The sequence below is a fragment of the Knoellia remsis genome, from assembly GCF_003002895.1.
Classification (GTDB): Bacteria; Actinomycetota; Actinomycetes; order Actinomycetales; family Dermatophilaceae; genus Knoellia; species Knoellia remsis.
This window is the reverse complement of sequence record NZ_PVTI01000002.1, coordinates 213,444-233,696: the sequence shown is the minus strand read 5'-3', so window position 1 is coordinate 233,696 and position 20,253 is coordinate 213,444. Positions and strand designations below refer to the sequence as shown.

The 20,253-nt window shown below is 73.4% G+C and carries 15 protein-coding genes and 2 riboswitches; of the genes, 9 read left to right on the top strand and 6 right to left on the bottom strand.

Annotated features, from left to right (window positions below):
• Positions 1–261 precede the first annotated feature (261 nt).
• Positions 262–2,259 carry a thioredoxin domain-containing protein gene (locus BCF74_RS02400; RefSeq protein WP_106296348.1) on the top strand — a complete coding sequence of 666 codons (1,998 nt, stop codon included), beginning with the start codon at positions 262–264 and terminating at the stop codon, positions 2,257–2,259.
• Between the two features lie 4 nt (positions 2,260–2,263).
• On the opposite strand, the gene BCF74_RS02395 is transcribed toward BCF74_RS02400, so the two are convergent.
• Together BCF74_RS02395 and BCF74_RS02390 are read right to left on the bottom strand one after the other, a co-directional pair.
• On the bottom strand, positions 2,264–2,884 hold the full coding sequence (locus BCF74_RS02395; protein ID WP_106296347.1) for a histone deacetylase: 621 nt from the start codon (positions 2,882–2,884) through the stop codon (positions 2,264–2,266).
• Positions 2,881–3,453 (bottom strand): histidine phosphatase family protein, encoded by a 573-nt coding sequence (locus BCF74_RS02390; protein ID WP_106296346.1) that lies wholly within the window; start codon positions 3,451–3,453, stop codon positions 2,881–2,883. The genes BCF74_RS02395 and BCF74_RS02390 overlap by 4 nt, the downstream gene beginning before the upstream one ends.
• Before the next feature lie 33 nt (positions 3,454–3,486).
• Between BCF74_RS02390 and BCF74_RS02385 the strand changes: the two genes are divergently transcribed.
• Entirely contained in the window at positions 3,487–4,926 is a 1,440-nt protein-coding gene (locus BCF74_RS02385) for a cobyric acid synthase (RefSeq protein WP_106296345.1), read from the top strand.
• Positions 4,923–5,717 carry a precorrin-6A synthase (deacetylating) gene (gene cobF, locus BCF74_RS02380; protein ID WP_106296344.1) on the top strand — a complete coding sequence of 265 codons (795 nt, stop codon included), beginning with the start codon at positions 4,923–4,925 and terminating at the stop codon, positions 5,715–5,717. Before BCF74_RS02385 ends, cobF begins: the two co-directional genes overlap by 4 nt.
• Here cobF and bluB read toward each other — a convergent pair.
• Together bluB and cobN are read right to left on the bottom strand one after the other, a co-directional pair.
• On the bottom strand, positions 5,686–7,479 hold the full coding sequence (bluB, locus tag BCF74_RS17855; RefSeq protein ID WP_106296343.1) for a 5,6-dimethylbenzimidazole synthase: 1,794 nt from the start codon (positions 7,477–7,479) through the stop codon (positions 5,686–5,688). The two genes, cobF and bluB, sit on opposite strands and share 32 nt — an antisense overlap.
• Before the next feature lie 2 nt (positions 7,480–7,481).
• A complete protein-coding gene (cobN, locus tag BCF74_RS02370; protein ID WP_106296342.1) occupies positions 7,482–11,147 on the bottom strand; it encodes a cobaltochelatase subunit CobN in 3,666 nt (1,221 codons plus the stop codon).
• A gap of 78 nt (positions 11,148–11,225) precedes the next feature.
• Positions 11,226–11,297: riboswitch (cobalamin riboswitch) on the bottom strand.
• Between the two features lie 53 nt (positions 11,298–11,350).
• On the opposite strand from cobN, the gene BCF74_RS02365 reads away from it, so the two are divergent.
• Genes BCF74_RS02365 through BCF74_RS02355 form a run of 3 tightly spaced genes read left to right on the top strand, consistent with a single transcriptional unit; the run spans position 11,351 to position 14,780 of the window.
• Positions 11,351–12,544: a cobalamin biosynthesis protein CobG gene (locus BCF74_RS02365; RefSeq protein ID WP_245889171.1), complete on the top strand. Its 1,194-nt coding sequence runs from the start codon at positions 11,351–11,353 to the stop codon at positions 12,542–12,544.
• Positions 12,541–13,212, top strand: coding sequence for a precorrin-8X methylmutase (locus BCF74_RS02360; RefSeq protein ID WP_106296341.1), 672 nt, complete (start codon positions 12,541–12,543; stop codon positions 13,210–13,212). The genes BCF74_RS02365 and BCF74_RS02360 overlap by 4 nt, the downstream gene beginning before the upstream one ends.
• A gap of 20 nt (positions 13,213–13,232) precedes the next feature.
• Entirely contained in the window at positions 13,233–14,780 is a 1,548-nt protein-coding gene (locus tag BCF74_RS02355; RefSeq protein ID WP_106296380.1) for a precorrin-2 C(20)-methyltransferase, read from the top strand.
• Positions 14,781–14,808: 28 nt separating this feature from the next.
• Here the strand turns inward: BCF74_RS02355 and cobM are convergent, their stop codons facing one another.
• Both cobM and cbiE read right to left on the bottom strand, forming a co-directional pair.
• The gene (cobM, locus tag BCF74_RS02350) at positions 14,809–15,567 is read right to left on the bottom strand and encodes a precorrin-4 C(11)-methyltransferase (protein WP_106296340.1); all 759 of its coding nucleotides are present in this window, start codon (positions 15,565–15,567) and stop codon (positions 14,809–14,811) included.
• Positions 15,564–16,859 carry a precorrin-6y C5,15-methyltransferase (decarboxylating) subunit CbiE gene (cbiE, locus tag BCF74_RS02345; protein ID WP_106296379.1) on the bottom strand — a complete coding sequence of 432 codons (1,296 nt, stop codon included), beginning with the start codon at positions 16,857–16,859 and terminating at the stop codon, positions 15,564–15,566. Before cbiE ends, cobM begins: the two co-directional genes overlap by 4 nt.
• A gap of 94 nt (positions 16,860–16,953) precedes the next feature.
• Positions 16,954–17,141: riboswitch (cobalamin riboswitch) on the top strand.
• 42 nt (positions 17,142–17,183) lie between these two features.
• Here cbiE and BCF74_RS02340 point away from each other — a divergent pair.
• From BCF74_RS02340 to BCF74_RS02330, 3 genes are read left to right on the top strand one after another with little or no spacing between them, the layout of a single operon-like run.
• On the top strand, positions 17,184–18,233 hold the full coding sequence (locus BCF74_RS02340; protein ID WP_218279183.1) for an ABC transporter substrate-binding protein: 1,050 nt from the start codon (positions 17,184–17,186) through the stop codon (positions 18,231–18,233).
• A complete protein-coding gene (locus tag BCF74_RS02335) occupies positions 18,230–19,282 on the top strand; it encodes a FecCD family ABC transporter permease (protein ID WP_106296339.1) in 1,053 nt (350 codons plus the stop codon). Before BCF74_RS02340 ends, BCF74_RS02335 begins: the two co-directional genes overlap by 4 nt.
• Positions 19,279–20,241: an ABC transporter ATP-binding protein gene (locus BCF74_RS02330; protein WP_245889170.1), complete on the top strand. Its 963-nt coding sequence runs from the start codon at positions 19,279–19,281 to the stop codon at positions 20,239–20,241. Before BCF74_RS02335 ends, BCF74_RS02330 begins: the two co-directional genes overlap by 4 nt.
• The last annotated feature ends 12 nt before the right edge of the window (positions 20,242–20,253 follow it).

Genomic DNA, 20,253 nt, shown 5'->3' with positions numbered 1-20,253 from the left:
CACCCCGGCTTGGTCGAGAGATCGTCAGGATTCGGTCAAGACATCCCCGGGCGACGCCCCGGTCCACGTCGCCGAGGACGCGGGCGCGGACCGACGGACAGGCAATACCCCCGGTGCGGTCCACGACTGGCCTTCGTCCCCCGCACATGGTCGACCGAGGACCGACGCCCGTCAGCCGCACTGCATGTCCGTCGGTCCGCCCGGCCGCAGCTCCGCCGAGCGGATCCGTGGGAGGTGAGCGGACGGCATACGGTGGAAGTCATGGCCAACCGACTGGCGTCCGCGACCTCGCCCTACCTGCAGCAGCACGCCGACAACCCGGTCGACTGGTGGGAGTGGGGTGAGGAGGCCTTCGCGGAGGCGCGGCGGCGTGACGTGCCGATCCTGCTGTCGGTGGGGTATGCCGCGTGCCACTGGTGCCACGTCATGGCCCACGAGTCGTTCGAGGACGACGAGGTGGCGCGCGTCCTCAACGCGAACTTCGTTGCGGTCAAGGTGGATCGAGAGGAGCGGCCCGACGTCGACGCGGTCTACATGAACGCCACGACCGCGCTCACCGGGCACGGCGGCTGGCCGATGACCTGCGCCCTCACCCCCGACGGCGACCCCTTCTTCGCCGGGACGTACTTCCCTCGCGAGCAGTTCCTCGCCCTGCTCGCGAACATCACGAGGGTGTGGACCGAGCAGCGCCCTGAAGTGCTCGCCTCGGGTGCACACATCGCGAGTCGGCTGCGTGAGGTGGCCGCACCGACGGCGGGATCGGCGATCTCGCCCGACGACCTCGACGCCGCCGTGGTCACGCTCCGAAGGCAGTTCGACGACGCTCGCGGCGGGTTCGTCGGGGCCCCGAAGTTCCCGCCGTCGATGGTGCTCGAGTTCCTCCTGCGCGACCACGCCCGCACAGGCTCTCCCGATGCCCTCGCCATGGCGTCACGCACCTGTGAGGCGATGGCGCGCGGCGGGATGTTCGACCAGCTCGCCGGCGGATTCGCCCGGTATGCCGTGGACGCCGACTGGGTCGTGCCGCACTTCGAGAAGATGCTCTACGACAACGCCCAGCTCATGCGGGTGTATGCGCACCTCTGGCGGGCGACGGGTGATGAGCTGGCGCGCCGGATCGCCTCGGAGACAGCGGAGTTCGTCATCCGCGACCTCGGGACGGAGGCCGGCGGGTTCGCGTCGGCACTTGACGCGGACACGGTCGTCGACGGACGTTCGGTCGAGGGCCTGACCTATGTGTGGACCCCGGACGAGCTGCGCGGCGTCCTCGGCGACGAGGACGGGACGCGCGCTGCCGAGCTGCTCTCGGTGACGCCTCAGGGGACGTTCGAGCACGGCACCTCGACTCTCCAGCTGCGGCGCGACCCGGACGACGCGCAGTGGTGGGAGCAGGTGCGGGCGCGGCTGCTCGTGACCCGCGGCGAACGGCCCCAACCCGCCCGCGACGACAAGGTCGTGACCTCCTGGAACGGCCTCGCGATCGCCGGGCTGGCCGACGCCGGCGTACTGCTCGACCGCCCTGACCTCGTGCAGGCCGCGGTGCGCTGCGCGGAGTTCGTCGTGGGCACCCACCTCGTGGACGGTCGGCTGCGCCGCGCGTCCCGCGACGGTGTCGTCGGGTCGGCGGCGGGCGTCGCCGACGACCACGGCAACCTCGCCGAGGGGCTTCTCGCCCTCCACCAGGCGACCGGGGACGTGCGGTGGCTCGACGCGACCACGACCGTGCTCGACGTTGCGCTCGAGCACTTCGTCGACGCGGACGGCGTCGTCCACGACACCGCCGACGACGCCGAACAGCTCTTCGCCCGGCCACGCGCCATCACCGACAACGCCGAGCCGTCCGGCACGTCGTCGCTGGCCGGCGCCTGGCTCACCGCGGCCGCGCTGACCGGTCAAACGCGCTACCGCGAGGCGGCCGAGCGAGCACTCGAGAGCGTGGCTCCGCTCGCCACCCGGGAACCACGGTTCGGCGGCTGGGCCCTGTCTGTCGCGGAGGCGGCGGTGACCGGTCCGTTGCAGGTCGCCGTCGTGGGCGAGGGCGAGGGCGAGTCGGCGGATGCGATGGTGGCGGCGGCGCGGGCCAGCAGCTCGCCCGGGCTCGTCGTCATCCACGGCCAGCCCGACTCCCCCGGCCAGCCACTGCTCGAGGCGAGACCGCTCGTCGGAGGCGAGCCCGCGGCATACGTCTGCCGTGGCTTCGTCTGCGACGCACCGGTGACCACCGTGGACGACCTGCGTCGCGCCCTCGGGCGGTCGTAGCGCGTCAGTGTGTCGCGGCGATGACGTCCCGCAGGGCACGCTCGGTCCAGCCATCGGCCACTCCCGGGCACCCCATGAGGTATGCCGTGAGCGCGCCGTCGTCGAGACCGTGCGCCTCGCGGAGCCCGCACGCGACCGTCACGACGTAGGCCGCGACGGGCGGGTTGCGTTGCAGCGCAGTCGGATCGGGTGTCGTGAAGGTGAGGACGGGATCGCCGTCGAGCTCACCGACGAGGTGCAGCGACTCGTAGCGGCCCGGGCCGGTGTCGTGTCGGGCGTGCTCGAGGACGTGCGCCAGGTCGAGGTCGACGCCGGGCTCGCGGTGCATCTCCTGCGCCGCGACGTCCGCGAACTGCTGCGTGGTGAGCAGGTAGGCCCGCGCCAGGGCGGTGCCTCCGGAGTCGACGTCGTAGAAGGCGATGCCACCACCCCACGTCGGCGACTCCCAGCCGAAGAAGACCTGCCCGGGCATGGTGAACGGACGGTCCTCGCGCGGCTCGCGGGTGTCACGGGCACCGACGTAGGTGCGGGACGCGCCCGGCGGCCGACCGCCGCGGACATACGTGAGGAAGCGGTCGCGGTCGAGGTTGCTGCCGTAGGCGGCGTACCAGACGGAGCCGGTCATGCGCGCACCGGGCGTAGCACCGTCACGGAGACGATGGCCCCGTTGGGAATCGGCTCCCAGTCGACCTCGCGGTGGCTGCGGCCGGCGAGGCGCGCGAGGGCGACCCGCATCGTGTCACCGTGGGTGACCCAGACGACGTGGTCGTATGCCGCGTCGCGGGCTCGCTGGATCGGCGCGGCGAGGCGCTCGTGCACGTCGCGCAGGCTCTCTCCCCCGCCCCAGCGGACCTCGCTGACGTGCTGGCCCTCGGGTGTCGGCTCGGCGACGAGGTCCGCGGTCAGCCGCCCCTCGAGCCGGCCCAGCGCCTGCTCCCGCAGGTCGGGATCGGCGACGACCTCGACGCCGAGCACCCTCGCGACGATCTCGGCGGTCCGTCGCGCCCGGACGAGGTCGCTCGTCACGACGGTCACGCTGCCGTCGATGCGCTCGGCGAGCGTCGCAGCGGCCTCGTGTGCCTGCTCGACACCGAGGGGCGTGAGACCGGGGTGCGCGGTCTGACCCTGGAGGCGGCCCTCGACGTTCCACTCGGACTGCCCGTGCCGGACGAGGTGGAGAGTGAGCGGGCGCACGCGCCCACTGTAGGGCTGCGTAGACTCCGCGACGTGTCGGGACTGCTGGTGACGGGGACGAGCTCCGATGCCGGCAAGTCCATCGTCGTCACGGCCCTGTGTCGCCTGTGGTCGCGGCAGGGAATCCGGGTCGCGCCGTTCAAGGCGCAGAACATGTCGAACAACTCGATGGTGTGCCGAGACGGCTCCGAGATCGGGCGGGCCCAGTGGCTGCAGTGCGTCGCTGCCGGGGTCGAGCCGAGCGCCGTGCACAACCCGGTGCTGCTCAAGCCGGGCAGCGACCGGCGGGCGTTCGTCGTGCTGCGGGGACGCCCCGCCGGTGAGCTCGTCGCCGGCGAGTACGCCACGGGACGCCGGCACCTGGCGGAGGCGGCGTTCGCGGCGTTCGAGGAGCTGTCAGCGTCCGTCGACCTCGTCGTCGCCGAGGGTGCCGGGTCGCCCGCGGAGGTCAACCTGCGTGCGGGCGACTACGTGAATCTCGGTCTGGCGCAACGCTTCTCGCTGCCGACCCTGCTCGTCGCAGACATCGACCGTGGCGGTGCGCTGGCCGCGCTCTACGGCACCTGGGGGCTCGTCGACGAGGCCGACCGTGCGCTGCTGCGCGCCTACGTCGTCAACAAGTTCCGCGGTGACGCCTCGGTGCTCGCGCCCGGTCTCGACGTGGTGACGGAGCGGACCGGCATGCCGTCCCTCGGCGTCCTGCCGTGGCTCGACGGGGTGTGGCTGGACTCCGAGGACGCCCTGTCGGTGGGTCGCTGGCGCCCGGCGGCCGACGACCGCGCAGGCCGGCTGTCGGTCGCCGTCGTGCGCTTCCCGCGCACGTCGAACGCGACCGACGTCGACGCGCTGGCCGCCGAGCCGGGGGTCGACGTGCGGGTGACGACCGACCTCGACGTGTGCCGCGAGGCGGACCTGCTCGTCCTGCCGGGTTCGCGGGCCACGGTGAGTGACCTCGGCTGGTTGCGCTCGTCGGGCCTCGCCGAGGTCGTGGCGTGGCGTGCCGGGCACGGCCGCCCCGTTCTCGGGATCTGTGGCGGCTACGAGATGCTCGCGCAGTGGATCGACGACCCCGTCGAGAGCGCGACGGCGAGTCGGGTCGACGGGTTGGGGCTGCTGCCGACCACGGTGACGTTCGCCGCCGAGAAGGTCCTGGCGCGACCCACGGGCGAGTGGCGAGGTCATCTCGTCGAGGGCTACGAGATCCACCACGGGGTGGTCGAGGACGACGGCGCGTTCCCCGGCGGGACGGCGACCGGTGCCGTCTGGGGGACGATCTGGCACGGCACCCTGGAGTGCGACGACTTCCGCCGCGCCTGGCTCGCCGAGGTCGCCACCGCTGCGGGGTCGGCGTGGACCCCCGACCCGACGGCGCCCGGGTTCGCCGCCCGCCGGGAGTCCATGATCGACCTCCTCGCCGACGCCGTCGGTGAGCACCTGGACCACGACGCACTGTTGGAGCTGACTCTCGAATGACCCTCTCCCCACGACAGGTTCGCGTCATCGGCATCGGCACCGGCTCCCCCGCCCACGTCACCGGCCAGGCCGTCGAGGCGATGCGCGAGTGCGACGTCTTCCTCGTCGCCGACAAGGGTGAGGTCAAGGACGAGCTCGTCGCCGTCCGCCGGGCGATCTGCGAGGAGCTTCTCGACGAGGGGTCATTCCGCATCGTCGAGGTGCCCGACCCCGAACGCGGGCCGGACGCGGAACGGGACAAGGCGGCATACCGCAGCGGGGTCGACGCGTGGCACGCGGCGCGCGCGGACCGCTACGCCGAGATCATCGAGGCCCTGCCCGAGGGCGAGACGGTGGGTTTCCTTGTATGGGGCGACCCCGCGTTCTACGACAGCACCATCCGGATCGTCGACGCCATCCGCACCCGGATCCCGCTCGACGTCCGCGTCGTCGCCGGGATCTCGGCGATCCAGGTCCTCGCCGCCGAGCACCGGATCGTGCTCAACGGCATCGGGCAGCCGGTGCACGTCACGACCGGGCGACGCCTGCTCGACGAATGGTCACCACAGCTCGGCACCGTCGTCGTCATGCTCGACGGGCACCTGACCTGCCGCGAGCTCGTCTCGCGCGACCCCGGCATCGTCATCCACTGGGGCGCGTATCTCGGTCTGCCACAACAGGTTCTGCGCTCCGGACGCCTCGCCGACGTCATCGACGAGATCGCCCGGCTGCGCGCCGGGCTGCGCGAGGAGCACGGTTGGGTCATGGACACCTACGCCCTCACGGTGCCGTCCGCGCCACCCCGCGCCTGATCCGCATCCCCTGGAGGACGAGCGAGGCCGCGAGACAGGCGCCCACGCCCTCCCCCGAGCGAAGTCGCAGCGAGAGCAGCGGCTCGAGTCCGAGGGCCCGCAGCACCGCGTCGTGCGCGAGCTCACGGCTGCGCTGACCGGCGACGAGATGGCCCTGCACCGCCGGGTCGAGCGCGGCCGCGAGGACCCCGGGCAGCGACCCGGCGAGCCCGTCGAGGATGACGGGAGCGCCGGCGCCGGCTGCCCCGAGGACGACGCCGGTGAGGACGGCGATCTCGGCGCCGCCGAGGGCCACCAGGAGGTCTGCCGGGTCGTCCCGCCACGCCTCCACGCGAGGGCCGCAGCGGCTCAGGGCCTGTTCCACGACGGCCCGCTTGCGCTCGACGATGTCGGCGTCGGCGCCCGCCCCGACTCCCACGGCATCCCGAGGCGAGAGCCCGGTCACGGCACAGGCAAGGGCCGCGGCGACGGTGGTGTTGCCGATGCCGACCTCCCCCAGGGCGACGAGACCGGTGCGTGCCGCCCCCTGACCGATCCGGCGACCGATGTCGAGGAGCTGGTCGACGTCGTGCCGGTCGAGCGCGTCGCTCGTCGCCAGGTCGCCGCGTGGGTGCTCGGGCCGCGCGGCGAGAGCACCGCGCACGGCGGAGTTCCCGGGCACGCCAGCGTCGACGACGACGACGCCGAGCCCGGCCGAGCGGGCGCTGACCGCCCCCATCGACTCCCCGGCAGCGGCCGCCTCGAGGACGTCACGGGTCACCCGGTCGTCGAAGGCGCTCACCCCCAGCCCACTGACGGGGTGCGCTGCACCGGCGAGGACGAGGGTCCCGCTGAGGGGGGTGCGCCCCCGGCCCAGGGCCTCCACGCGGCTGACGACCCGGTCGAGGACACCGAGGGACTCTGGCGGTGAGAGCAACGCGTCCGCGTCATCCGTCGCCGAGACGAGGGACTCCGGTGGCAGGGCGTCAGCCCGACCGGCGCGTTCGGCCCGTGTATCGAGATGCGACACCGGCTGGGTCGGTCCAGCACCCGCCTCGTCCCGCCAGCGGTCGTGCATCACCACGTCCGCGAGCGGCATACGACGCGACCACGCCGCCCGCTCGAGCCCCGGCGCAGGTGGCCGCTCGTCCGGCCAGCCGAGGCACATCCAGCCCATCGGCACGACACCCTCGGGCAGGTCGAGCAGGGCCGAGAGCGCATCCGGGTCGAAGAGCGTCACCCAGCCCATCCCGAGCCCGCGGGCGCGAGCGGCGAGCCACATGTTCTCGATGGCGCACGCGCACGACCACAGGTCGGCGTCGGGGAACGTCGCCCGGCCGAGCACCCCCGCGGCGGGGGTCCGCCGGTCGCACACGACGACGACCCCGACGGGCGCCTCGCGCAGGCCCTCGAGCTTGAGGTCGAGCATGCGCGCCGCCCGCTCGTTCGTCAGCTGCGCTGCCTGGTCGAGGCGAGCCCGGTCGGCGAGGTGCGCGGCCCGGTCCCGCGTCGACGGGTCGCGCACGACGATGAACCGCCACGGCTGCGAGTGCCCGACCGACGGCGCTTGATGGCCGGCGGTGAGGACCTCGGTGAGCAGGTCCTCGGGCACCGGGTCGGGCCGGAACCGGCGGATGTCCCGCCGTCCCGCGATGACGTCGTCGAGGGCGGTCACCACCTCGGGCGCGAAGGCCCACCCCGCCGGGTCTGCGGCCCGCTCCCGGGCGCTCGAGGCGTCACCGACGAGCGGTCGCGGCCGGGGCCAGGCGTCGCGGTCGGCCATGCTCACTCCTCGAGGTCGCCTTCGATGTCGAGGTAGACCTGCCGCATCGCGTCCATGACCTCGGGGTCCGGCTCCTCCCACAGGCCGCGGTCCGCCGCCTCCGAGAGCTTCTCGACGATGCCGCGCAGCGCCCAGGGGTTCGCGTGCCGCATGAAGTCCTGGTTGGTCTTGTCGAGGACGTAGTCGTGCGCGATCCGGTCGTACATCCAGTCCGGCACGACTCCCGCCGTCGCGTCGAACCCGAAGAGGTAGTCGACGGTCGCTGCCAGCTCGAACGCGCCCTTGTAGCCGTGTCGCTGCATCGCGGCCACCCAGCGCGGGTTGACCACGCGCGCCCGGAAGACCCGGTTCGTCTCCTCCTGCAGCGTCCGCGTGCGGACGTTCGACGTGGTCGTCGAGTCCCCGACGTATGCCGCGGGGCTGGCTCCCCTGAGCGCCCGCACCGTCGCGACCATGCCGCCGTGGTACTGGAAGAAGTCGTCGGAGTCGAGGATGTCGGACTCGACGTTGTCGACGTTCTTGGCCGCGACCTGGATGCGCGAGTAGTTGCGCTCCATGTCGTCGCGGGCGGGTGCGCCGTCGAGGTCGCGGCCGTAGGCGAAGCCACCCCAGGACGTGTAGACCTCGGCGAGATCCGCGTCGTCGCGCCAGGTCCCGGACTCGACGACCTGGAGGATGCCCGCGCCGTACGACCCCGGCTTGGAGCCGAAGACCCTTGTGCGAGAACGCCGCTCGTCACCATGCACCTCGAGGTCGGCGAGTGCGTGCGCCTTGGGGTGGTTCTGGTCGAGCGGCTCGTCGAGGCCGACGACGAGCGCCACGGCGTCGTCGAGGAGGTTGATGACGTGCGGGAACGCGTCGCGGAAGAACCCTGAGATGCGGACCGTGACGTCGATGCGCGGGCGGCCGAGCTCCTCGAGCGGGATCGCCTCGAGGCCGATGACGCGGCGGGACTGTTCGTCCCAGACGGGAGTGACCCCGAGCAGCGCGAGCACCTCGCCGATGTCGTCGCCCGAGGTGCGCATCGCCGAGGTCCCCCACGCCGAGAGACCGACCGAGCGCGGCAGCTCGCCCTCGTCCTCGAGGTAGCGCGCCAGCAGCGACTCGGCCATGGCCACGCCCGTCTCGTAGGCGAGGCGAGACGGGATCGCCTTGGGGTCGACCGAGTAGAAGTTGCGCCCCGTCGGCAGCACGTTGACCAGCCCGCGCAGCGGCGAGCCGGAGGGTCCGGCCGGGACGTAGCCGCCGTCGAGGGCGTGCAGGACCATGGGGATCTCCCCCGTCGTGCCCGCGAGCCGCGGGACGACCTCGTCGCACGCGAACCGCAGCGAGGCCTCGACCCCCGCGTTCGGTGCACCCAGCTCGGTCGCGACGACCTCGGGGACGGCGGCGACGTCCCAGCCGCGTGCGGCGACGGCCGCGACGAGACGGCGGGCGACCTCCTCGGCGGCGTCCGTGTCGCTCGTCGACGCGCCGGTTTCGCTCAGGCCGAGCGCAGTCCGTAGGCCCGGCACCCCGTCACGCGCGCCGCCGAAGACCTGCCCGGCACGCAGGACGGCGAGCACGAGGTTCTCGAGCGCCTCACCCGTGGGTGCCTCGCCGAGGACGTGCAGCCCGTCACGGATCTGCACATCCTTGACCGCGCACAGCCAGTAGTCGATCTGGCCGACGAGCTCGTCGAAGCCGTCCTCGTCGGGCCGCTCCTCGAGGCCGAGGTCCTGGTCGAGCTTCGCCGCCTGGAGCAGCGTCCAGATCTCCCCCTGCAGGGCCGGCGCCTTCGCCGGGTCCATGACCGAGACGTTGCCGTACTCGTCGAGCAGCTGCTCGAGCCGGGCGATGTCGCCGTAGGACTCCGCGCGCGCCATCGGCGGCACGAGGTGGTCGACGATGGTGGCGTGCGCGCGGCGCTTGGCCTGCGTGCCCTCGCCCGGGTCGTTGACGAGGAACGGGTAGATGAGCGGGACCGAGCCGAGCGCGGCGTCGGTGCCGCAGGCGGACGACATCGCGAGGTTCTTGCCCGGGAGCCACTCGAGGTTGCCGTGCTTGCCCATGTGGACGATCGCGTGGGCCCCGAACTCCTCCTCGATCCACCGGTAGGTCGCGACGTAGTGGTGGGTCGGCGCGAGGTCGGGGTCGTGGTAGATCGCGATGGGGTTCTCGCCGAACCCGCGCGGCGGCTGCACGAGGAGGGCGACGTTGCCGGATCGCAGTGCGGCAGAGACGATCTCGGCCTCGCCGTCCGCGGTGCTGGCACCTGAGTGGTCGACGAAGAGCTCCCCCGGAGCCTGACCCCACGCCTGCGTCATCGCCTCGCGAAGGTCCGCCGGAAGCGCGTCGAACCACGCGGCATACCGGCTCGCGGGGATGCGCACGTGGTGCTCGGTGAGCTGGCCGTCGGTGAGCCACTCGGGGTCCTGCCCACCGGCCGCGATGAGCGCGTGGACGAGCGCATTGCCCGCAGTGGTGTCGAGCGACTCGCCGTCGCGGGGCTCGACGTCGTCGAGGCCGGGTATGCCGCCCCGCTCGCCGAGGTCGTAGCCCGCCTCGCGCATGGCGCGCAGCAGGCGGATCGTCGACACGGGGGTGTCGAGACCGACGGCGTTGCCGATCCGGGAGTGCTTCGTCGGGTACGCGGACAGCACGATGGCGACCCGTCGCTGCTCGGGCGGGACGTGCCGCAGCCGGGCGTGGCCGACGGCGATGCCGGCGACGCGGGCGCACCGCTCCGGGTCGGCGACGTAGTGCGGCAGCCCGTCGGCGTCGATCTCCTTGAAGGAGAACGCCACCGTGATGAGCCGTCCGTCGAACTCGGGCACGGCGACCTGCGTCGCGACGTCGAGAGGCGACATGCCGTCGTCCGAGCCGGCCCACTCGTCACGGCTCCACGTGAGGCAGAGGCCCTGGAGGATCGGCACGTCGAGAGCGGCGAGGGCAGCGACGTTCCAGCTGTCGTCGTCCTCGCCGGCCGAGGCGGTGGCCGGGCGGGTGCCGCCGGCGGCGAGGACCGTCGTGACGATGGCGTCGTAGCCGCCGAGGTGTTCGAGCAGGTCGTCGGACGCGTCCCGCAACGACGTCGCCCACACCGGCACACCGACTCCCCCAGCGGCGTCGACGGCGTCGGCGAGGGCGTGCGCGAAGTCGGTGTTCCCGGCGGCGAACTGGGCCCGGTAGAAGAGCACCGCGACCCGCGGTCGGGTGCCGTTCGCCTCGCCCGGGTCCGCGGACGCGCCGTCGCGCGGACGCTCCAGCGTCCCCCAGCTCGGCAGCACGGTCGGCGGCGCGAACGTGTCGCCGCTCAGGAGCAGGGTGTCCGACAGGAAGCCGTGCAGCTCGCGCAGGTTGCCAGCCCCGCCCTGGGCGAGGTAGCGATGCGCCTCGTGGACGACCCCAGCGGGCGCGGTCGACTCGGCCATGAGCGCGGCGTTCGGCGCCTGCTCGCCCCCGAGGACGACAAGCGGCACGCCCCGCTCACGCACCGACGACAGCTCGACCGGGAGGTCCTGCGGCGACCCGAGGATGCGCGCGACGACGACCTGGGCGCCGTCGAGCGCCGCCTCGAGCATGTCCGGGCCCGAGCGTGCCGGGTTCGCCCACACGTAGTCGGCGCCGCTGGCGCGGGCACAGAGCAGGTCGGTGTCGGAGGTCGACAGGAGTGCGATGCGCGGCATGCGGCCGGTGCTCCTTCCGGGGTGTCCTCGCCCCGTGACGGCTGGGACCCGACAGGCAGCCGGGCCGGCCGCGACGACGTTCCTGACTCACCTCGCGCTGCCGCCCGAGGCTCACAGTGGCGGGACCGTCCCGGACTCGCACCGGGTTCCGTCGACTCGCAGCCGTGGGCAGCCTAGCGGTCGGGCCGCGTACTGTGACCGCCGTGTCCGACCCGTCCTCCGATCGCGCTGCGGCAGACCGTTGCCCGGGGCTGCTCCGGCCGTTCATCGCCGACGACGGTGCCCTCGTGCGCCTGCGCCTGCCCGGCGGACGGGTCACGACCTCGGTGCTCCGCGAGGTCGTGCGCCTCGCTGCCGAGCACGGCGCGCCCGTCGTCCAGCTCACCTCGCGCGGCAACCTGCAGCTCCGCGCACTGCCCGATCCGCTGCCGTCATCGTTTGTCGAGGGGGTCGAGGCGACCGGCCTGCTCCCGTCGGCGAGCCACGAACGGGTCCGGAACGTGCTCGCGGCCCCCCTCGCCCGCGACCTCGACGGCCTTGTCGCGGAGTTCGACGCCGCACTCTGCGCCGACCCGGGCCTCGCGCGCCTCCCGGGCCGGTTCCTCTTCGCCCTCTCGGACGCCTCCGGATCGGTCCTCGCCGAGAGGTGGGACGTCGCCTACCAGCGGCTCACGCCGACGACGGGGTTCCTGTATGCCGGTGAGCACCGTCGCGAGGTCGCGCCCGCTGACGCGGTGGCCGCGATGGTCGACATCGCCCGGCAATTCGTGCAGTCGGCTCCCGTCGGCGCATGGAACATCCGCGACCTCCCCGACGCCCGCATCACCGATTTATGGCGACTTCGCGCAGTTCCGACGAACGAATCCCCGCGCACGGAGGGGCGCGAAGTCGCCATAAGTCGCTCGGGTGGACCGCGGTCGGCGCCGCCGCTGCGGCCCGGCGTGGTGGGCTCGGACGTCGTCGCGGGCGTGCCCCTCGGAATGCTCGATGCGGATCACGTCGACGCGCTCGCCGACGCCGCTGCGTCGGTGGTTCTCACTCCGTGGCGCTCGGTGGTCGTGCGAGACGGCGCCACCCACGTCGGCAGCCTGCGCGCCGCGGGTCTGGTGACCGAGCCGGACGGTGCATGGGCCAGACTCTCTGCCTGTGTCGGCGCGCCGTCGTGCCGGCGCACGACCGTCCGCACGCTCGACCTCGCGCGTTCGGCCTCGGCGGCCATCGGGTCCGATGCCGGCGCAACGACCCGGGACGTGCACGTCGTGGGGTGCGAACGGCGTTGTGGCACAGGCCCATCCGACACCGTGCTCGTCGCGCCGCCGACCGTCGCGACCGTCGTCGAGGCCATGACCCACCTACAGAACGCGACGGCCGAACCAGCAGATCGAGGAGAACCGTGAGCGAGCTCGCCGCACCGACGCGACGCTACGACTACGTCACCGACGGCCAGGAGATCTATCGCCGGTCGTTCGCGATGATCCGGGCCGAGAGCGATCTGAGCTCCCTGCCCCGCGACCTGCACACCATCGCCACGCGCATCGTCCACGCGGCAGGTGACGTGGGCATCGTCTCCGAGGTCGCCGCCCACCGCGACGTCGTCGCCGCCGCCCGCTCCGCACTGCGTGCCGGAGCCCCGATCCTCACCGACTCGCACATGCTCGCCTCGGGCGTCACTCGCCGACGCCTCCCCGCCGACAACGAGGTGGTCTGCACCCTGCGTGACCCACGAGTACCCGACCTGGCCGCCCAGTGGGGCACGACCCGGGCCGCCGCCGCCGTGTCGTTGTGGGGCGACCGGCTCGACGGCGCCGTCGTCGCGGTCGGGAACGCCCCCACGGCGCTGTTCCACCTGCTCGAGCTCATGCTCGACGGTGGCCCGCGCCCCGCCGCTGTCGTCGGTATGCCGGTCGGTTTCGTCGGCTCGGCCGAGTCCAAGGTCGCCCTGGCCGAGCACGACCTCGGCGGCGGTGTGCAGGTGCCGTGGCTCGTCGTGCACGGACGGCGCGGCGGCTCGGCCATGGCCGCCGCCGCTCTCAACGCCCTCGCGACCGAGGACGAGCTCGCGTGAGCGCGTCGGCCCTCGGTGCGATGGTCGCCGAGCCCGGGCACCTCTACGGCGTCGGCGTCGGCCCCGGCGACCCCGGGCTCATCACCCTGCGCGCCGCCTCCCTCATCGCCACGGCCGACGTCGTGGCCTACCACCGTGCAGCGCACCGCGAGTCGACCGCCCGCGCCATCGCCGCACAGCACCTGCGTGACGACGTCCTCGAGGAGCCGCTCGTCTACCCCGTGACGACGGGCACGACCGACCACCCGGGCGGCTACTACGGTGCCCTGTCCGACTTCTACGACGAGTGCGCGCAGCGGTTCCGGGAGCACCTGAGCGCCGGCCGCAGCGTCGTCTGCCTCGCGGAGGGTGACCCCCTCTTCTACGGCTCGTTCATGTACGTCCACGACCTGCTGCGCGAGGAGTTCCCGGCCGAGGTCGTCCCCGGCATCACGGCGATGTCCGCCGCCACGGCCGCGGTCGGCTCCGGCCTCTCCCGGCACGAGGACACGGTGACCGTCCTGCCCGGAACCCTCCCCGTGCCGGAGCTGGCCCGGCGTCTCGCCGACACCGACGCGGCCGTCATCATGAAGCTCGGCCGTACCTTCGAGGGTGTCCGCGAGGCACTGCGCCAGGCCGGCCTGCTCGAGCGCGCCGTCTACGTCGAGCACGCGAGCCGACCCGGCGAGCGGGTCGTGCCGGTCGCCGAGGTCGACGCCGAGACCGTGCCCTACATGTCGATCGTCGTCGTCCCCGGTGAGGACAAGCGCGCCGACTCGGCCGGACGCGCAGCGGACGCGTCTCGCCCCGGCGCGCACACGGCATACGAGAACGACTGTGGCGCAATGGAACCCACGATCGGGACGGTGCACGTCGTCGGCCTCGGACCGGGCCCCGACGCGTGGCTGAGTCCCGAGGCACAGGAGGTCCTGGGACGGGTCGACCACGTCGTCGGCTACGCGCCCTACGTCGCCCGGGTCCCCCAGCGGGTCGGTCTCACCCGGCACGCGAGCGGCAACACCGTCGAGGTCGACCGGGGACGCCTCGCACTCGACCTCGCCCTCACCGGCGACGACGTCGCCGTCGTCTCCGGCGGGGACGCGGGCGTCTTCGGCATGGCCGCGGCGGTCTTCGAGGCCGCGGAGGACGAGCTGTATGCCGGTGTGCCGGTGCAGGTCATCCCCGGCATCACGGCCGCGCATGCCGCGAGTGCGCGGGCGGGCGCCCTGCTCGGCGCGGACCATGCCCTCATCTCGCTGTCCGACCGGCTCAAGCCGTGGGAGGTGCTGCTCGACCGCCTGACCTCCGCGGTGCGCGCCGACCTCGCGGTCGCGCTCTACAACCCGCGCTCACGCAGCAGGCCGCACCAGCTCGGTCAGGCTCTCGACGCGGTGCGCGAGGTCGCGCCCGCCGACCGCGTGGTCGTCGTGGCGCGCAACGTCGGCCGCGACGGCGAAGAGCTGCGGGTGACGACCCTCGGCGAGCTCGACCCCGAGTCCGTCGACATGAGCTGCCTCGTCGTCATCGGCGCGTCGAGCACGCGGGTCACCCCGGGCGGGCGGGTCTGGACGCCGCGCTGGGTGGACTGACAGGGCCGTTCTCAAGAGCCCGGCGGGCTCAGGCCTCGGGCGCGCCCAACCCGCGAACCCGGTTGCCGTAGAGGTGGCTCTCGACGAAGTCCCCGGTGCCGAGCGCCCGGCCGACGATGATGACCGCGGCCTGGCGCAGGCCGTGCTCCTCGACGCGGTCGGCGATGTCGGCGAGCGTCCCGCGCAGGATGAGCTCCTCGGGCTGCGAGACCTGCGAGCCCACCGCGACGGGACAGTCCGCGCCGTAGTACTCGGCCAGCTCGGCCGCGAGCCGGCGGGTGTGCCGAATCGCGAGATGCAGCACGAGCGTCGCCCCCGTCGCGGCGTAGGTCGCCAGCTGCTCGCCGGGCGGCATCGCCGTGGAGTCCCGTTGCGCGCGGGTGAGCACGACGGTCTGGGCGACCTCGGGCACGGTGAGCTCGCGACCGAGCACGGCCGCCGTCGCGGCATAGGCCGGAACGCCCGGCGTGACGTCCCACGCCACGCCGGCCCGGTCGAGACGCCGCGTCTGCTCGGCGATCGCGGAGTAGACCGATGGGTCGCCGGAGCACAGCCGGGCGACGTCCTTGCCGGCCTCGTGGGCCGAGACGAGGTGCGCCGTGATCGTGTCGAGGTCGAGGCGCTGGGTGTCGACGAGCTCGGCGCCGTCGGGGCAGTGCGCGAGGACGGCTGCGTCGAGGTAGGTGCCGGCATAGAGGCACACGGGCGACTGCTGGAGGAGCCGCACCGCGCGCAGGGTGAGTAGGTCGGCGGCGCCGGGGCCCGCTCCGATGAAGTGGACGGTCACGAGTTCCTCTGTCCTGCAGCGGTTTCGGTGGTCGCGGGGGCGACGTGAGGCTTCGTGGCGGCCCACTGCACGATGGGTCGCGCCGGCTCCCACGAGAGATGGCGACCCAGGGGCCGGGCCCGGTCCACGCCGAAGCGCCGCAGCTCGCCACCGTGGCGCTGCTGGACATCCACGACGACCGCCTCGGTCCCGAGGGTGACGGCGTGGACGACGATCCGCCCGCCGCGCCGCAGCGCCCGCCAGCACGCGTCGACGAGCTCGGCACTCGCGCCGCCGCCGACGAACACCGCGTCGGGAGGGGGCAGCTCGCCGATGCGGTCGAGCGAGGCCCCCTCCACGACCTCGACCGGCACCCCGAAGCGGCGGGCGTTCTCGGTCACCCGCGCGGCGCGCTGCGGGTCGCGCTCGACGGCACTTACCGAGGTGCGCGGCGCTGCGAGGCACCACTCGACCGACACCGAGCCGGAGCCGGCCCCCAGGTCCCACAGGTGCTGCCCGGGCAGCGGTCGGAGCGACGCGAGCGCAAGGGCGCGGGCCTCGCTCTTGGTGATCTGCCCGTCGTGCGTGAAGTCGTCGTCGGGCAGGCCCGGTGACGTGCCGGGCAGGTGCGCGTCGTCCGGGACCTCGAGCGCCACGACGTTGAGCGCCGGTATGCCGTCCGCTCGCCTCCTGGTGTCGCGCGCCGGGTCGCCAGGCTCACCCTCTGCACCCGCGGCATGGGCGAGATCCGTTGCGGCGCAGTCGAGGCGCGACTCGTCGTCCGTCCCGAGGTCACCGAGCACAGTCATCCGGGTCTCCCCCAGCCCGAGCTCGGCGAGCACCGCCGCGAGCCGCCCGGGCGTCTGGGCACCGGCGGAGAGGGCGACGACCCGCGCCCCCGGCGCAAGGTGCCGGCGCACGGCATACGGAGTGGACGACACGAGCGAGACGACCTCGACGGTCTCCGCCGGCCAGCCCATCCGGGCGCGCGCGAGCGCGACCGACGAGACCGCCGGGTGCACGCGCACCACATCCGAGCCGAGCACTCGGATGAGGGTCGTGCCCACTCCCGACACGAGCGGGTCGCCCGTGGCGAGGACGACGACGCCGTCGAGTCCGGTCTCGTCGAAGAGACCCCGCAGCCCGGGCAGCATCGGTGACGGCCAGGCCCGCCGCTCCTGCCCCGGCCGCTCGTCGAGGAGCGCGAGCAGCCGCGGCGAGCCGACGACGACCCGGGCCCCGGCGACGAGCTCCCGCTCCGCCGCGCCGAGGGCGCTGGGCCCGGCAGCGGGGACTCCGACGACGTCGATCACGCGCTCACTGTAGACAGCGGGGGCCAGAGACGTGACGTGCCCGACGACGCGGCGCGGGGCCTCGGTCACCTCTGGTACGTTCGCCGCGAGCAGTTGAGCTGCTCCCGACGCTGGTCGCACGAGAGTGCACAGGGAATCCGGTCCGAATCCGGAGCTGACGCGCAGCGGTAGGGGAGACGAACGCGACGACGAGCCACTAGTCGGGCCGAAAGGCATCGACCGGGAAGGCGTCGCGGGAGGACGATCCCGAGCCCGAAGACCTGCCAGCGGCGGATCCGTGACGTTGGCCTCGCGACTGGGCCCCGACCGAAGAGAGCTGGCCCTGTGCGACCTCCCTCCGCCTCCCGCCGAACCATCCGCGCGATCCTCGCTCTGCTCACCGCTTCACTCGTGGCGACCGCCTGCGCCGGCCCTCCCCCGGGCCCGACCGCCGGTGCCGACGCCGCTGCCGCTGCTGGCAAGGGCGCCACGCCCTCCTCGTCCGCGCGCGACGCCGGACCGACCCGGCTGACGAACTGCGGTGTGCAGGTCGAGGTGGCCGAGGTCCCACAGCGCCTCGTCACCCTGCACCAGGGGGCAACCGAGGTGGCCCTCGCGCTCGGTCTCGAGGACCGGATGGTCGGCACCGCCTCGATCGACGACGCGATCGCCCCACGCTGGCGGGCGGCATACGAGTCCGTGCCGGTGCTCGCGAAGGAGAGCCCTTCTGCGGAGGCGTTCCTCGCCACCCGGGCGGACTTCGCCTACGCCTCCTACGCGAGCGCCTTCGCCAAGGATGGTGTCGGCGAGCGCGACCTCCTGAAGAGCCGCGGCATCGCCAGCTACGTCAGCCCGTTCGGCTGCCAGAAGAGCGGGCCGCCGGCCACGGCGACCTTCGACGCGGTGTGGGGCGAGCTACGGGACATCGCGCGGGTCTTCGACGTGGAGGACCGGGCCGAGAGCATCATCGCCGCGCAGCGCACCGCCATGACAGAGCTGCGGGCGCAGGCGCCCGGCAAGGGGCTGCGCGTGCTGTGGTTCGACTCCGGCGACCGCACCCCGTTCGTGGGCGCCGGCGACGGTGGTCCCCAGGTCATCCTCGACACCGTCGGGGCGACGAACGTCTTCGCCGACCTGCCCGGTGCGTGGGCGGACGGGTCGTGGGAGCGCGTCGTCGCTGCTCGCCCGGACGTCATCGTCCTCGCCGACGCGACGTGGTCGACCGCCCAGCAGAAGATCGACTACCTGCGCGGCGACCCCGTGCTGGGCACGCTGCCCGCGGTGCAGCGCGAGGCGTTCGTCATCCTGCCGTTCAGCGAGACGACTCCGGGCGTCCGGCTCGCCGACGGAGCAACCTCGCTCGCCGCCCAGCTGCGCGAGCTGAACTCGCGATGACCCCGCGCCGCCACGGCTCCGCGGCCCGCCTCACGGTGGGGGTCGCGCTGTTGGGTCTGCTTCTCGGCAGTGCCGTGCTCGTCCTCGGCGTCGGTTCGGTCCCGGTGTCCCCGGGCGACACGGTCGCGGTCGTCGCGCGCCGGCTCGGGCTCATCGACGGACCGGGCGTGACCCGCATCGCCGACGAGATCGTCTGGCAGATGCGGATGCCGCGCGTCGTCCTCGCGGTGTGCGTCGGCATCCTGCTCTCCCAGTGCGGCGCGGTGCTCCAGTCGCTCACCGGCAACGACCTCGCCGACCCCTACCTCCTCGGCATCTCGAGCGGCGCGGCGGCGGGGGCCGTGGCCGTGCTCGTCCTCGGCTGGACCGTGCCCGGCCTGTCGACGAACCTCGTGCTGTCCGTCGGGGCGTTCGTCGGCGGGCTCGTGGCCCTGGGGCTCGTCCTCGCCCTCGCCACCGGACGGTCCGGGACGCTGCCGCCGGGGCGCACCATCCTCGCGGGCGTCGCGATAGGCCAGGTCGCGGCAGCGTTCACCTCGTGCGTCGTCATGGTCTTCGGCGACCGCGACGGCGCCCGCCAGGTGCTGCGCTGGACGATGGGCTCGTTCTCCGGGGTGCGCGCCGCCGACACCCTCCTCCTCGGACCCCTCACCGTGGTCGCCGTCGTCGGGCTGCTCGGGTTCGCCACCCGGCTCGACGCGTTCGCCTTCGGTGACGTCAGCGCGAGCTCGCTCGGCGTGCACACCGAGCGGGTGCGGTGGGTGCTGCTCACCGGATGCGCGCTCCTCACCGCCGCGACCGTGGCGCTCGTCGGGCCGATCGGGTTCGTCGGCCTCACGGTGCCGCACGTCGTGCGCCTGCTCGTCGGTCCATCGCACCGCGCCGTGCTCCCGCTGTCGGCGCTCGCCGGAGGGCTGCTCATGCTCTGGGCCGACACCCTCGCGCGCACCCTCTCCCCCGGTCAGGAGCTGCCCGTCGGGGTGGTCACCGCGGCGGTCGGCACCCCAGCCCTCGTCATCCTGCTGCGTCGACAGGCGGTGCGGTCATGACCGCCGACCTGCCGCACACATCCGGCGTGCACAACTCACCCATCCCTCCCCTCCGGCACACAAACGGCGTTTCCGGTATGCCGTCCGCTGCCGTTGCGTCGGCACGTTCCGGCGAGCCTTTCCTCACCGCGGAGCGCCTCTCGTGGGCGGCCGGCGGAACGCCGGTGCTCGACGACGTGACGTGCACCCTGCGGCCCGACGTCGTCACCGGGGTCGTCGGCCCCAACGGCTCCGGCAAGACCACCCTCCTGCACCTGCTCGGCGGACTGCGCCGACCGGCATACGGCACGGTCCGACTGCGCGGCGAGGACGTCCACCGGATGCCGAGCCGCGAACGCGCCCAGCGCGTCGCGCTCGTCGAGCAACACCCGTCGACGACGCTCGACCTCACCGTGCGCGACGTCGTCGCCCTCGGGCTCGTGCCGCATCGCGGCCGGTGGCCGTTCGGTGTGCCCGTCGACGACGCCCGCCTCGACGACGCCATGCGTCGGGTCGAGATGGACGCCCTCGAGGACCGCTCGTGGGCGACGCTCTCCGGCGGTGAGCGGCAACGCGCCCACCTCGCGCGTGCCCTCGTGCAGGGGCCGGAGCTGTTGCTGCTCGACGAGCCGACGAACCATCTCGACGTCCGCCACCAGCTGAGCTTCCTCTCGACGATCGTCGCGCTCGGCATGAGCACCGTCGTCGTCCTCCACGACCTCGACCTCGCCGCGGCGTTCTGCGACGACCTCGTCGTCCTCGATGGCGGCCGGCTCGCCGCCCACGGACCCGCCGAGGACGTCCTCACCAGTGACCTCGTGGCGCAGGTCTTCGGAGTCGCGGCCCGGGTGGAGCACACTGACCGGCTCCGGGTGACCTGGCAGGGGCTGGCCGACCGTGACGCCACGCCGCGCCTGGAGGATCGCTCGACGGCAAGGACGTCGAGCGCCTCGCCGACCGTGTCGGGGTCCGTGTCATGATGGCGCCGGTCC

Excerpts from the sequence above, each read along its gene's own strand:
- BCF74_RS02400 (WP_106296348.1), top strand. The coding sequence starts at position 262 with ATGGCCAACCGACTGGCGTCCGCGACCTCGCCCTACCTGCAGCAGCAC.
- BCF74_RS02395 (WP_106296347.1), bottom strand. The coding sequence starts at position 2,884 with ATGACCGGCTCCGTCTGGTACGCCGCCTACGGCAGCAACCTCGACCGC.
- cobF (WP_106296344.1), top strand. The coding sequence starts at position 4,923 with ATGACCCTCTCCCCACGACAGGTTCGCGTCATCGGCATCGGCACCGGC.
- bluB (WP_106296343.1), bottom strand. The coding sequence starts at position 7,479 with ATGGCCGACCGCGACGCCTGGCCCCGGCCGCGACCGCTCGTCGGTGAC.
- cobN (WP_106296342.1), bottom strand. The coding sequence starts at position 11,147 with ATGCCGCGCATCGCACTCCTGTCGACCTCCGACACCGACCTGCTCTGT.
- BCF74_RS02355 (WP_106296380.1), top strand. The coding sequence starts at position 13,233 with ATGGTCGCCGAGCCCGGGCACCTCTACGGCGTCGGCGTCGGCCCCGGC.
- BCF74_RS02335 (WP_106296339.1), top strand. The coding sequence starts at position 18,230 with ATGACCCCGCGCCGCCACGGCTCCGCGGCCCGCCTCACGGTGGGGGTC.
- BCF74_RS02330 (WP_245889170.1), top strand. The coding sequence starts at position 19,279 with ATGACCGCCGACCTGCCGCACACATCCGGCGTGCACAACTCACCCATC.